Genomic DNA, 12429 nt, shown 5'->3' with positions numbered 1-12429 from the left:
GTTAATTTTACGCCGATTTAAACGAGTATCAGCCGGCCGATAACGACATTTTTCTGCCGCGAACGTCCTCACCCTGGCAAACGCGGGTTATCTTTCATACATGGAGGAGCCACGGCCCGCACGACCCCGGACAGGTCCCCGTTACCAGCCCCGAGCCTTTCTTATTAACTCTCAGGAGTTCGGGCGCACCCGTTTGGCTGCCTTCGTTGAAGAGACCCCGGAGAACAAGGTGCAACGTGCAGGCTCTCTCGCCCAGCATCTTCTCGTCGAACGAATCCGTGCCGCCTTAAGCCCGCGGAACTTGAGCATCATCGATCTCGCCGAACTGAGCGGGGTCAAGTACCAGAGACTCGCTCGGCTCATGCGGGGCGCCGCGCCCATGTACTTAGAAGACATCGGGCTCATCGCTAACGTAGTTCCGGAGGCATTCGATTTTCTCCTGGGTGACGCCGACGGCCGATTCATTCCCGCTGCAATGGGTCGCCACATGCACTTCCTTGAGCAGGTGAGGGCGGCGCTCCAGGAGTACGACGCCGGTGGGAAAACAGAGACGGCGCCTGCCGACTCACGGGAGCATGATCCAGATTCAATTTTCACGAGGACCCCGCCACACCCTGCCAAAGAACAGGCCGTAAGAGCTGGCCAAAACCGTAAGGAAGTCGAAACGCGTCGACGAACTCGTTAGCCGTCGCTGGGCTAGCTGTCGGGCGGGGAGCGGTTGCCGCCGTTGCTGCACGTTGTCAAAGATCAAATGCGACCCCGGATTGCGAGAAACAGACAGATGACGCGCCTAATCTTCCAGTACTTGTCTCAATGGATTGAGGCAGCTTCTCCTGCTTCCAGTGCGGAGCTAGACACGACATCCTGGTGAGAAGGCCACCGCAACTGGAGGCGGGAGCGGCATCTCCCGCCTTGGGTCTGCCGAGCGCTTCGAACGGGCGCCCCGAGAAGTCTGGGTTGCGTAGCCGCAACGAGTCCCCCAGGGTCAACTGCGACCAGCTGCCGGGCCCGGGAACAAGGGTTAATGCACGATGTCGTGACGGCAAAAAATTCAATGGCAACTTGGAATGAGGTCTTGGAGGGTCGACAAGGGACCATCCAAGCCGGGTCAACTTGAACATAGGGGTCCCCAGCGGGCTCCCAGCCAACGTAGATGGACTCACCACGCCGAGAACATCAACCGCGGTATCCATGGACGTCAGTAGTCGCGGGCTAGACTCGCCCCGTGACACAGAAGCTCTATCGAAGGCGTCATTACCGCGAGGGAAGATGACCTCCGTATTTGCTGCGCCTGAGTATCACGTGCGACATCCGCTTCATGAAATACCGAGTCCAGTTCCACCTCGAAGCAGGGACCCCCAACTAATACACCGCCGAAGGACTAACCATGACGTCGTTGCCCCTTCCTTCCCATTTGATTACCTGGCTCGCCACAAGAAGTCGAGAGGAATCAATCCTCAACCACCGCATTCTCGTAAACCTCGACTGGTGGAACCAGCAGCCCGAAACAGATGGGCATCCCGTGACGGGTACGACTGATCAGGGCGCCCCGACCGCCGAAGGTCGAGCCTGGATCAGCCGCAGAGAGTTGTTCCAGCTTGCCCTCACATCGGTGCCCGACCCGCTAGCCCTTCTGTGGCCGGTCGTGGCTTGGGGAACCGGAACGAGGCACCGACTCAACCTTAAGCGACTCCACTCCATCCACGAGGACTCGCAGCGGGCAATCGAAGTTCTTCAGACCGCGACGCGGTACGCCGCTGTGTCAGCATCAGACGGGTTCACCTTAATGCTCGGGCCGGTCCGCGGAAATGCCTTCAAGTACTTGGGGCCCGCCTTCTTCACCAAATTCCTCTACTTCTCAGGTGCTGGGCGCCCCGACCATCCATGCCTGATTGTCGACCAATACGTCCTCGCCACCCTCGACGCGGCCGCGCGCGCGGCTAATGAAGACGATGACAGGTTCACCTACAAACCCGACTACTCCGCCAAAGCGTACGTTGCCGCCGTCACACAAATGCACGAGTGGGCGAGGCTAGCCTCCGACAAACTCGGACGGGAAGTTGCTGGGGACGAAGTGGAGCGATGGGCGTTTAGTGCCGACGGGGTGCCGGGCTGACGGGCACGCGGAGACGAGTCCGCCAGGCCCGGCGATAGATGGGGTGCTGCGCACCACACGGAATCGCCCATAAACGATCTGCCGGCAACGGTGCGCAGGCCGCCACGGTCATAGTCGCAGGACCACCCCGCCCGTGCGAAAGAATTTTGGCCGCCCCTTGGCCCGTTCGTCGGCTCTCACACGTTCTGAGCTGCACAGCCCTCAGTCAGCCGTGGGTACGCATCAATCATTGAAGATGGAAGCGACAACTTCGGAAGCGTTGATGTCGGTTTGTTCGCCGACCGTCTCCAAGTCCTGCCGCATGGCAATAACGACGCTGGCGACTATCTGTTTGAGTCGTGCGCCCTGACCGGCGGTGAGCAAAACTTGTCCGTTGCCATCAGTGGTGCCAGCACTGATGATTCGTCCGATCTCGTGCTGCCAACTGCCGAGCTCCCTGATCACCTCGGGGCCGGCCCAAACGGCTGCGCGTGCGCGCAGCTCAGAATCACGGGCCATGTCGTACTTCCCGGAGAGAAAACGAGCGATCATTATGCTGACAATCTGCTCGTATTCCTTCTCCCGATGGGAATAGCCAGAACGCTCCCGCTCCCTGAAACGTTGTTCGTCCCAAGTGACGATGCCCTTTGTCGTGACAAGTCCTGCAAGTGCAGCGGCCAGCAGCGCGGCACCGGGGGCAAAAAGGTTGAATCCCCAGCCAGTTCCCCAAACTGCACCGAGAGCCACGAGCAGAACGACTGCACCAGCACCTGCCATAACCCAGCAAAGGCGGGTGATCGTGCCCAGTCGCTCAGTCTCGAATCGGTCAGCGCGCGTGTCAGTTCCAGCCATCGCATCAGTATAGGGAGACCTGCCGACTTGACTTGGTATTGGCATAGAAGCGCCCAGCCTGAAGAAACAGATATGCCCCGTTCAGGACCAGCGACGAAAATCGTTGCAACCAAGGGTGAATACCGTTACCTGCGCCTGCCTTGCTACTGATCCGCTCCCCCGTACAAGTGCAGCGTCTTCAAGCTGAAGGTGGTCAACACGTGCGTTGTCAGCCATCAGTCACCTTGTTGGAAGGGTCGAGCCCAAACGAACTTGCGGGACTGGCCAATCGCCCGCAAGGTCCACACCTGCAAATCGGAGTACTTTATGCTGTTTGCATGTCTGGTACCCAACCCACGGCCGTATTTGGTGACTGGCATGGTGATTCCGGGTGGGCCTTGACAGCAATCAGGTCGGCCGCTCGGGAAGGTGTCCGCACGGCGGTCCATGTCGGCGATTTTGGCCTGGACTGGCCGGGAGCAAAGCGGGGCCGGTACGAGGCCAAGCTGAACAAGTACCTGGTGGACCTAGGACTCACGCTTGTAGTCTCCGGAGGCAACCACGATAACTGGGACACCTTGGCGAAGCTGGACGTCGAGGCTGATGGGTTGGCCACCGTCCGTTCGAACATCCGAATTCTCCCCAGGGGAGGCCGCGCCGTCATTGATGGGCTCACGGTGGGCGGCCTGGGAGGAGCTTTCAGCGTCGACTACCAAGACCGGGTCGAAGGCAAAGACTGGTGGCGAAACGAAGAACCAACACTGGAAGAAGCCGCCGCACTCATAGCCGGCGGCCCCCTTGACATCCTCATCACCCACGACGCGCCTGCAGGGGTTCCGCTCAAGGGCGATTTCCACCTCACCGACGAACTCACCCGGAAGGCCGACAAGACCCGCACCCTCCTTAGAGAGGTGGTTGATTCGATGACCGTTCCTCAAGTGTTTTGCGGACACTGGCATCAGCGCCGCACACACGAACTAGGTCATCCGGACGGGACCATCACCCGCTTGGACGTGCTAGACATGGAAAACTCCCGTCACGGAAACGGCGTCCTCGTCTGGCCTGATCAGTTTCCCCTGCGCATCGATCCACTGGGGATCCGGGGAGCATAGAAAAATGTTCCAGGACAGATAGGAACCCCCGGAAGCTTTGTACCGCAGGGCCTACGGTCCTATTCGTCGTCTTCGGCAGCCAAACGTAGGACCCACTCGGGCGTTTGCAGGGCCAATCTTTTATCAAGAGCTCTCTGTGCCCGTGCAGCGGCCCGTTGGACGTTCCTTCTCTTYCTGCCCTCGTCGTCTAGTTCCCGCTTAGTCTCGCGTCCAGGGCAGCGGCATGGGCAGTGCTTGCGCGCTTCCCTGTGCAGGCGGGCGATAGCTTCTTCAACCCAACCTGGACCCAAGATCGGTTCGCCCTGCTCCTGCGCTAGATCCACCACCCAATCCGGTGTGGGATCTCGTTGCAGACGGCGGTCAGTGACGAGTCGCAGACCCGCCGCCGCCCGCTGCACACGCCGGTAGGCCTTGGCATCCTTCGCCAGTTCACCAGGGGACATGGTCCGCGGATCCCTACGGCCACAGGGACACAGGTCGTGGCAGCAACGCGGTGCTTCATCTATAACGGGCGCCTCCTGGGCGGCATGCCGACCAGCCATCACAAGGTCCCCGTCGACCGCATCGCAGAGAGACAAACGGGCCCGCAACGCCGCAAGGTATGCGGCGCAGGGAGTCGGGGAATTCCGTGGCCCGCGGCTCAGCGATGCCCTTCATGAATCGATTCTAGGCTCACCCGGCATTTCGGTCTCCGTGTAATGCAACGCGATCCTGCTCAATCTGGGCCAGCACACTGTCCCAGGCTGCCACTAAGCTCGCGCTATGACACACGAGCTGCGGAATGGCGACGTGGGCTGCTACGTCGTGAACACGGCTACCGGCAGCCAATACCTACTCGATCTGACGGCGAGAACAGTGAGGCGCTGTATGGCCGCGTCCCCACCCATCGTCGATTACTTGGAGGCAGGCTTCTCTCAGTTGCGCCGCGACGGTGAAACGCTGGAGCTTCTCATACTCGAATCGTGCACGGTCGGCACCTCCGCCCGCTACTGGATCCAGGTCCGGGACGACCACATTCCAACTCTAAGAACGACCTCACCTGTCGTGCGGATCGAGCACGTGAAGACGCCCGATTCGCCAGCGTAGTAGCCGAATTGGGCACCCAACCCCGTTCTGCGCGCTAACTTCACCATTCGACCGTAGCCTTCTGGCGTCCCTTGTCCACGAGGTCAGCGTCATCCAGGTGATCCACCGGGCGATCGCCATCAAAATAGCGGGACGGGGAAACCAGCCAAAAGACCAGATCCTCCTGGTCCCAGCCCAAGTCTTCGGCCATATGGAGCAGCTCGGGTATCACTGGGAGGATCTTGCCTGCTGTTCGGGCAAACTGGAATACGGGGTAGAGGATCCTATTGGCTCGCCTGATGCCGATCAACTTGCCGGCGGCCCGCCGGCCCGAGGCAAGGCTGCGGCCGGAATTCCGTGACCCGATGAGCCGAACCACCTCCGTGCTGGTCAACATCCCGTATTCGGTCTCGACACCTCTCCATACGTTCTCTGTCGCCTTCATTGCCCGGGTAAGCTGCAGCGAGTTCGCTCCCACAAATGCGGCTCGTTCGGCATCTGGGACAGCGCCGAGGGTCGTCGCGGAAGCAACGCCCGTCCAACGGTGTATGTTGGCGTAGTCCGGGCTAGGCAAGTCTTGGCCGGATGAGCGACCTTGGCGGGGTGACTCCCTTCCTCCCTCCCCTACGGCACCGGACCCGTTCTTCCGACCTCCACAAGCTCCATGGTGATCCTCAGAAACCCGATATGTCATCCTCTGGCCGCAGCGACTGCCCATGCCAGCTGATTCGGCGGCCTCGGCGCGCCACGGGCGTAACTACTCCTGAGCATTCCGGCTGCCAGAATAGTGCCAACCATGGACAAGCAGTCACGGCGGGCTCCGAACGCGGAATGGGTGTTGATGTACCGGCACGGCCTGAGCCGGAAACGCATCGCCGCGCTCGTGTGCACCGCTCCGGCCACCGTCGGCTACCACCTGGGCATCGCCCGCCGGCAGGACCCTGGCCTCAAGGCCGCCCACCAGGCCGCCGCCGGCACCGCCCTGTCCCCGGACGCGACGACCCGAATGGAAGAAATCACCGGCCGGATAAGCGCCGAGGGGCCGAGGGACGGCTCCCCCGCAGCCACTCCCAAAACGTCGCAGAACGATCGATGGCAGGGTGGCTCGCGCAGCGCCGGCGCGAAGCAACCACCGGCAGGCTTCACCCGACCTACCGGGAAGGTCTCTCCCGGGTACCCGGCTGGGACGGCAATGGCAGGGCAGCAGCCGACGAGGCCGGTGGCATGAGCGGCTAGCCGAGCGTGCACTTCCGCGCAGAAGGCAACAACTGGCCCCGCCACCACCACTACGCCTCAGACCGGGAACACACCCTCGGGGTATGGATCCACGCTCAACGGCAAAAACACCGTAACGGCGTTCTCGATGTTGAAAGGAGCCAGCTACTGAATGACGCTGTTCCCGGCTGGCAGACAGGGCGGACCCGGGGCCGACCACCTGGTCGATAAAGGCGCCGGGGGTCCGAGCTCCCCCGTCGCTACTCTCGGTCCCTCTGGAGGCGAGCCCCGAAGACCAACTGCCCGGGCTCGCCGCCTTCTTGACCGCGCATGTTCCGGCTTCGGTTACATCTTCCCTGCCCCGTGCTGGAAGACTCCAGTGCGGTCATCCAGTGGTTTTCCGGATTCGGCGATCAAGTTCCCTCGCAGGTAGGTCTGGACCACTTCGCCGGAGACCTTTCTTCCATCGAAGGGGGTCCAACCAGCCTTTGAAATGACGTTTTCATTGCTTAGTGTTCGTTGGGCTCGGGGGTCGACGAGGATCACGTCAGCGTCGGATCCCTCGGCAAGTCGTCCCTTGCGGGGCCAGAGACCGTACGTTTTTGCGGGCGCTTCGCTGTAGACGCGGGTTACGTCTTCGTAGGAGAGGTGGCCGCGGGCGGCGGCATCCAGCAGGATTGCCATGGTGCTGTCCAACCCCGGGAGTCCGAAATGCACGTTCCAGATGTCCCCGTCGGCCTTCTGTTCCAGTGTGGAGGGAGCATGATCGCTGGACATGTGGGTCAGGACGCCGGAGCGCAGCAGGCGCCACATCTGTGCTTCATCGTCGTCGGTGCGGGACCGTGCCGGGGGTGTGAACTTCCGGAGGGTACCGTGCGCGTGGACTTCTGCCTCACGCAGGAGGAAATATTGGGGGCAGGCCTCTGCAGCGAGCCGGGCGCCTTTGGATCGCTCGGCCGCGATGTAAGAGGCAACTTCCTGATTGCTGACGTGGGCGGCGGTGGCGCGTGCACCGCTGCGCCTAACAAGAAGCGCGGCAACGGCCGCGGCGACGAGTTCCGCATCCAGGCTGCGCCATTCCGGGAGGACTCCAGGGTCATTGCGCCCTTGCCCTTGAAGGAGGGCTTCGGCGCTCTCGGTGAGGGACTCATCTTCGCAGTGCAGGAGGCTCACGGCGTCCAGAAGGGCAGTCGTGTCTAAGTGGGCTTTCAACGTTGCGGCGTTGTGTCCCGGAACACCGTGGGTTGTGCAGGTGAATACCTTGAAGAACGCGATGCCCGCCGCCCACAGGTCCGGGAGGACTTCGGTCTCCCCCGGCCATGCGTGGGCGGCAAGTCCGAAGTCGACGTTAGAGCGATCCTTCAGGTAGTGCAGTTTTTCTTTCAGGTCGGCCACGGTGCGGACCGGCCTGCCGTGGGTGTGCTCGATGATGGTGGTGACTCCGGAGGCGGCAGCTGCCTTGGTTCCGGTGGGAAAGTCTTCCCGGTCGGGGCTTCCGGGGTCCATGAGATGGATGTGGGTGTCCACGCCTCCGGGCATGACAAGCAGCCCGTCAGCATCCACGGTACGCGCAGCCGATGGCCGTTGCTGGCTGATGGAGTGAATCCTGCCGTCTTTGATCCCCAGGTGCGCGGTTCTGCGCCCTTGGGGTGTGACAACAGTGCCGCCGGCGATGAGCAGATCTACTTCGGTCATGATGGCTCCTAGGAGTAGCGCATGTCTTCGACGCTGGCGAACCAGTCGAAGGGCGATGCCGACGAGTTGATGATAAGACTTTGCTGATGGGTATAGGCGCGGTAGGCATCCAACCCGTTTTCGGATCCTAAACCGCTGTCTTTGAAGCCTCCCCATGGAGAGGCGGGATCGATTCTGTGGTGGTCGTTCACCCAGACGATGCCGCACTCAAGTGCTTTCGCTACCCGAAGAGAACGACCTACGTCCCGGGTCCATATGGAAGCAGCCAATCCGAACTGCGAGTCGTTGGCCTGCCGGATAGCGTCAGCTTCGTCCTCAAAGGATGCAACCAGTGTCACCGGTCCGAATACCTCTTCGTACCAAAGGTCGTTCTCGGGCTTTACGTTGCCTACAACGGTCGGTTCATAAAACCATCCCTTGTCGTATTCTGTGCCGGCGGGGATCCGGCCGCCGCAGAGAACGGTCGCGCCTTGTTCGCGAGCCCTTTCTACGGCGTCTGATGTTTTGTTGCGCTGGGCCTCGGAAACCAGGGGGCCCACCTGGGTCTGAGAGTGTAAGGGGTCACCGATGCGTAACGCATTGGTTCGCTCGACCAGTGCTTGAACGACACGGTCGTAAACAGTCCGTTGGACGAGGATCCGTGCACCCTGGACGCATGTCTGTCCGGTCGCCACGAAGGCTGCAAAGAGGGCGCCGGCTACAGCCTGGTCAATATCGGAATCCTCGAAGATCACGACGGGCGCTTTTCCTCCGAGCTCGGCTGTGATCGGGATCAGTGAACGGCCGGCGTTCGAGGCAATGACCCTGCCGGTTTCAGTTCCGCCCGTCACGTCCAGCTTTGACAATCCTGGGTGCTCGGAGAGAGCCTTGCCGGTGGTCCGGCCAAGGCCGGGGACGATGTTGACGACGCCGGCCGGCACGCCCGCTTCTTCGAGCAAACCTACGAGTGCCATCGGAACAGCCGGTCCAAGTTCGCTGGGTTTGATGACCAGCGAGTTTCCAGCTGCGAGGGCAACAGAGACTTTCTTCATCGTGATGAGTAAGGGGTGATTCCACGGTGTAATGAGCCCGACGACTCCCAGCGGGACACGACGAACGACGTTGAGGTGGTCCGGGCCGAAGTTCGGTCCGGTGTCTTCGCTCGTTTGGGCGACCGCCCCGAAGTATTCAAGCCATTCGGGAAGGCGACGCAGTTGAGCTCGCATTTCACGAAGCGTGCGACCGATTTGAGCGGTTTCCATCTGGGCGTATTCGTCGATGCGGTCTGCCAGCAGCGACGCGGCACGATTTAGAATGCGTGCTCGCTCCCTTGCCGGGATGCCGTGCCAGCGGCCGTCTTCGAACGCTTCCTTACCCGCGTTGACCGCAGCATCTACGTCTTCCTTGGTGCCATGGGCGACTTCGTAAAGTTTCTGTCCGGTCGTAGGGCTGAGTACGTCAAAAACGGCTCCATCGCTGGCATCGAGGTCTTTGCCGTCAATATGGAGGAAGAGTTTTTCAGTCATGTTCAACATTTCCGTTCAGGGTAAAGAGGCGCTCGGCGTTGCCATGGGCGATCGCGGACATCTCGTCCTTCGTTCCAGTGAAGGCTCCCAGTTGCTCCTCCAGTCCGGGACCGCCCATGTCGAAGGGCATGTCTGTGCCGAAAAGAACCCGGTCGGCGCCGACTTGTTCGATGAGGTTCCGGGTGGACTCCGGGCGGTGGGTCAGCGTGTCGTAGTGGAACCTTTGCAGGTACCGGCTCGGAGCATGTTGGGGACGGGACGCCTCGGGCCGCACCCGGTAACCGTGGTCCAGCCGGCCGATCTGGAATGGAAGGTGGCCGCCTCCGTGCACAAGCACGAGGTTCAGATCCGGTAGTTCGTCCAGAACACCGGAGAGAATCAGCCTGGACGCGCATACCGCTGTCTGCCACGGGTTGCCTTGGAGGTTGGTCAAGTAGAACTCGTCCAGTTCCGGTGAGGAACCCACATAGTACGGATGGATCACCAAAGGCACGCCCAGCTCAGAGGCCGCCTCAAGCACGGGTCGAAGGGAAGCGTTATCCAACGGTGTCCCCTCGATGTGAGGGCCGATCTGCGCTCCTTTGAGGCCAAGCTCGGTCACTGCACGTCGCAGTTCCTCCACCGCTGCTTCGGGGTCCTGCATCGGCAAGGTCGCGAGTCCTGCGAACCGGTCCGGTGCCATAGCCACCATCTCTGCGATCGCGTCATTGATGGAACGCGCGGCCGTGCGGGCGTCTTGTTCCTCGATCCAGTAGAGGAACAGCGGGGGTGCGATCGAGAGCACGGCGACGTCGATGTTCTCCGCGTCCATTGCCGCGAGGCGGGCCGGAACGTTGTGGAAGGAATCGAGCAGCGGGTACCGGTAGCCCTGCCGGTGCACGACCCACGGGGCGCCGTCCTGATCTTCGATACGTATCCCGTCCGGGGCGTTGCCTTCACGCATGGCCGTGACGAGTCCGGGTGGTATTACGTGTGCGTGTACGTCAATAGCTTTCACAGCGCTGCCAGCGCCTCGTCGCTGTTACAGGCCCATCCGAAGGCCTTTCGGATGATGTTCAGCGCCGGCTCGTGGAGGGAAGGGTCCATAGTGTCCACGCAGTCTTCGATGACGATGACTTTGTAATCGCGGGCGTTGCCTGCCACGGTGGTGGCCAGGACGCAGCTGTTGGTGTTGACTCCTGTGAGCAGCAGCGTGTCGATGCCCCGGGAGCGGAGGACGTGGTCAAGCTCGGTGGCTGTGAATGAGTCGTACCGTTTTTTTGTGTCCACAACGACGTCGTAGTCGGTGTCCAGGAGTTCCGGCATGATGGCAAGCCCCGGGCTGCCAGGGAGCTGATGGTTCAGGACGTTCGCACGTGTGGCGTCGGAACCTGCCACGTTCGACCACCAGGGGTTTGACGCGATCTCCTCAACTGAATGGTAGGAGGTCAGAACGTGAATCACCGGCAGCTTGAGTTCCCGGGCTGAAGCCAGAAGGGCAGCGTTGGCTCCGGTGACCCTGGCTGCGCTGGCGGCGTCCAGGGGCATGGTGGCGACCTCTGGGTCAAGATGCCCGCGGTGAAGGTCGATAGTTACGACCGCGGTGCGTTGTGCGTCGATCTTCGGCAGTGCGGGGGTCATACAGTTGCTCCTTCGATGAGTGAGGTTTCCTGGGTAAGCGCTTCTTTCGGGTGGGGCCGGCGCTCGATCTGCCCTGTGGGGAGAACGTAATCCACGTAGTCTTCGGCGGGGACGTCGTTGACACGGTCGAGGAGCCAATCCGCCGAATATGTGAGCCAGTTTGGTCCGGATGCCACGGAAGGAGTGGGCAGCGACAGCGCGTGCCGGCCCTGCTGGTAGACCAGCATCGGGGAGGGAGAAGGGCTTCGACGGGCCAGGTCGTAGCTGTGCTCCATGGGGGAGAGTTCGTCTTCGTCCCCTGCAATCACGAGCCACGGAATCTGCATCCCCGGCATCATCGGACGCAGATCGATTTTCTCGGCCATGGCGTCGAAGGCTTCTTCGTCGTGCTCGAGCCCTGACATCCACATGTATCGGGCCTTGAAGCTTGGGGAGGCCATTTGAAAGATCATGTGTCCGCCGGGTTCGTGGCAGACGAGACCGACCGCCGCGCCTTTGAGGGTCGGCTGGGTGGCAGCGATTTGCGACATCCAGTACGAGCCGAAAGAGAGCCCGAATCCCACGATCCGGTCGTTGTCGACTTCTTTCCGGTCCCGGCACCACTGCATAATCGCCTCGCCGGCTTCGACCCACGCGGTGGGCGTGAATTTTACGCCGCGAATCGGTGCTTCGCCCTGTCCTGGGCCGTCAAAGGAAAGGACGCCGAAGCCGCGTTGAAGGAGCTTGTCCCCATAGAGATTTACGTTGAGCTCTTTGGCCGCGTCCATTCCGCCACAGGCGATGACCGTGGGAATCGGCCCACCCTGATAATCGGGAGGCAAGTGGTACCAGGCCGGGATGTAGGAGTCCTGGAAGGGGATTTCCACTCTTTCCACATGATGGTCGGCGAGACGCGCGTACGAGCTGAAGCACTCGTTCTTCTTGTCATCCAATGCCACCAAGGCCGGGGTGGTTTCCCAGATCGGCCACTCGGCGGTGGAGTAGAGCAGAGCCGCGTGGAAGTAATGTTCCCGGGCCGAGACTCCGCGGCCGGATGCTTCTGCTTCCCGCGCAAGCTTCTCCCTGCGTTCGGCCAGGGCCTTGAATACCGGGGTGATGTCGGCGAACTTCGAAATGGAGGATTTAGCCACCGCGAAATCCGGGTTGGCGTCAACGCCCATGGGGCGAAGCGTGTACGCAACCCGCGGCTGGTCCCATTCCAGTCCGTCGGTGCGGAGCACTGAGTCGATCACCCAGCGCTGTTCATGCCAGCGGCGTGGTCCGGTTGTCATAGTCATTGAGTTCCTTTTTC

At 61.4% G+C, this 12429-nt stretch carries 13 protein-coding genes; 6 read left to right on the top strand and 7 right to left on the bottom strand.

All coding sequences use genetic code 11. The features are described from left to right. The first annotated feature begins 193 nt into the window (after positions 1-193). Both AC1DGI_RS03115 and AC1DGI_RS03110 read left to right on the top strand, forming a co-directional pair. Positions 194-685 carry a helix-turn-helix domain-containing protein gene (locus tag AC1DGI_RS03115; RefSeq protein WP_476897722.1) on the top strand — a complete coding sequence of 164 codons (492 nt, stop codon included), beginning with the start codon at positions 194-196 and terminating at the stop codon, positions 683-685. Positions 686-1387: 702 nt separating this feature from the next. Then, positions 1388-2116: an 8-oxoguanine DNA glycosylase OGG fold protein gene (locus AC1DGI_RS03110; protein WP_476897721.1), complete on the top strand. Its 729-nt coding sequence runs from the start codon at positions 1388-1390 to the stop codon at positions 2114-2116. A gap of 222 nt (positions 2117-2338) precedes the next feature. Here the strand turns inward: AC1DGI_RS03110 and AC1DGI_RS03105 are convergent, their stop codons facing one another. Then, positions 2339-2947: a hypothetical protein gene (locus AC1DGI_RS03105; RefSeq protein WP_476897720.1), complete on the bottom strand. Its 609-nt coding sequence runs from the start codon at positions 2945-2947 to the stop codon at positions 2339-2341. Between the two features lie 317 nt (positions 2948-3264). Between AC1DGI_RS03105 and AC1DGI_RS03100 the strand changes: the two genes are divergently transcribed. After that, on the top strand, positions 3265-4038 hold the full coding sequence (locus AC1DGI_RS03100; protein WP_476897719.1) for a metallophosphoesterase family protein: 774 nt from the start codon (positions 3265-3267) through the stop codon (positions 4036-4038). 762 nt (positions 4039-4800) lie between these two features. Beyond that, positions 4801-5124 (top strand): hypothetical protein, encoded by a 324-nt coding sequence (locus AC1DGI_RS03095; protein ID WP_476897718.1) that lies wholly within the window; start codon positions 4801-4803, stop codon positions 5122-5124. 40 nt (positions 5125-5164) lie between these two features. On the opposite strand, the gene AC1DGI_RS03090 is transcribed toward AC1DGI_RS03095, so the two are convergent. Then, positions 5165-5548 (bottom strand): hypothetical protein, encoded by a 384-nt coding sequence (locus AC1DGI_RS03090; protein ID WP_476897717.1) that lies wholly within the window; start codon positions 5546-5548, stop codon positions 5165-5167. 351 nt (positions 5549-5899) lie between these two features. Between AC1DGI_RS03090 and AC1DGI_RS03085 the strand changes: the two genes are divergently transcribed. Together AC1DGI_RS03085 and AC1DGI_RS03080 are read left to right on the top strand one after the other, a co-directional pair. Then, positions 5900-6331 (top strand): hypothetical protein, encoded by a 432-nt coding sequence (locus tag AC1DGI_RS03085; protein ID WP_476897716.1) that lies wholly within the window; start codon positions 5900-5902, stop codon positions 6329-6331. Between the two features lie 14 nt (positions 6332-6345). Further along, a complete protein-coding gene (locus AC1DGI_RS03080) occupies positions 6346-6549 on the top strand; it encodes a helicase associated domain-containing protein (protein ID WP_476897715.1) in 204 nt (67 codons plus the stop codon). 114 nt (positions 6550-6663) lie between these two features. Here the strand turns inward: AC1DGI_RS03080 and AC1DGI_RS03075 are convergent, their stop codons facing one another. Genes AC1DGI_RS03075 through AC1DGI_RS03055 form a run of 5 tightly spaced genes read right to left on the bottom strand, consistent with a single transcriptional unit; the run spans position 6664 to position 12415 of the window. Beyond that, the gene (locus AC1DGI_RS03075; protein ID WP_476897714.1) at positions 6664-8013 is read right to left on the bottom strand and encodes a dihydroorotase; all 1350 of its coding nucleotides are present in this window, start codon (positions 8011-8013) and stop codon (positions 6664-6666) included. A gap of 8 nt (positions 8014-8021) precedes the next feature. After that, the gene (locus AC1DGI_RS03070; protein ID WP_476897713.1) at positions 8022-9518 is read right to left on the bottom strand and encodes an aldehyde dehydrogenase; all 1497 of its coding nucleotides are present in this window, start codon (positions 9516-9518) and stop codon (positions 8022-8024) included. Then, positions 9511-10515, bottom strand: a complete 1005-nt coding sequence (locus AC1DGI_RS03065) for an amidohydrolase family protein (protein ID WP_476897712.1) — start codon at positions 10513-10515, stop codon at positions 9511-9513. The genes AC1DGI_RS03070 and AC1DGI_RS03065 overlap by 8 nt, the downstream gene beginning before the upstream one ends. Continuing rightward, positions 10512-11138, bottom strand: coding sequence for a cysteine hydrolase family protein (locus AC1DGI_RS03060; protein WP_476897711.1), 627 nt, complete (start codon positions 11136-11138; stop codon positions 10512-10514). Before AC1DGI_RS03060 ends, AC1DGI_RS03065 begins: the two co-directional genes overlap by 4 nt. Further along, positions 11135-12415 carry an alpha/beta hydrolase family protein gene (locus AC1DGI_RS03055; protein ID WP_476897710.1) on the bottom strand — a complete coding sequence of 427 codons (1281 nt, stop codon included), beginning with the start codon at positions 12413-12415 and terminating at the stop codon, positions 11135-11137. The genes AC1DGI_RS03060 and AC1DGI_RS03055 overlap by 4 nt, the downstream gene beginning before the upstream one ends. Positions 12416-12429: the final 14 nt, after the last annotated feature.

Source organism: Arthrobacter sp. 05N428_2, assembly GCF_056397065.1.
Note: the sequence above shows the minus strand (reverse complement) of the source record. Positions and strands in the feature narration are given on the sequence as shown.

Coding starts and splice junctions, on each gene's coding strand:
- AC1DGI_RS03110 (WP_476897721.1), top strand. CDS start 1,388: ATGACGTCGTTGCCCCTTCCTTCCCATTTGATTACCTGGCTCGCCACA.
- AC1DGI_RS03105 (WP_476897720.1), bottom strand. CDS start 2,947: ATGGCTGGAACTGACACGCGCGCTGACCGATTCGAGACTGAGCGACTG.
- AC1DGI_RS03100 (WP_476897719.1), top strand. CDS start 3,265: ATGTCTGGTACCCAACCCACGGCCGTATTTGGTGACTGGCATGGTGAT.
- AC1DGI_RS03095 (WP_476897718.1), top strand. CDS start 4,801: ATGACACACGAGCTGCGGAATGGCGACGTGGGCTGCTACGTCGTGAAC.
- AC1DGI_RS03090 (WP_476897717.1), bottom strand. CDS start 5,548: ATGAAGGCGACAGAGAACGTATGGAGAGGTGTCGAGACCGAATACGGG.
- AC1DGI_RS03085 (WP_476897716.1), top strand. CDS start 5,900: ATGGACAAGCAGTCACGGCGGGCTCCGAACGCGGAATGGGTGTTGATG.
- AC1DGI_RS03075 (WP_476897714.1), bottom strand. CDS start 8,013: ATGACCGAAGTAGATCTGCTCATCGCCGGCGGCACTGTTGTCACACCC.
- AC1DGI_RS03070 (WP_476897713.1), bottom strand. CDS start 9,518: ATGACTGAAAAACTCTTCCTCCATATTGACGGCAAAGACCTCGATGCC.
- AC1DGI_RS03060 (WP_476897711.1), bottom strand. CDS start 11,138: ATGACCCCCGCACTGCCGAAGATCGACGCACAACGCACCGCGGTCGTA.
- AC1DGI_RS03055 (WP_476897710.1), bottom strand. CDS start 12,415: ATGACTATGACAACCGGACCACGCCGCTGGCATGAACAGCGCTGGGTG.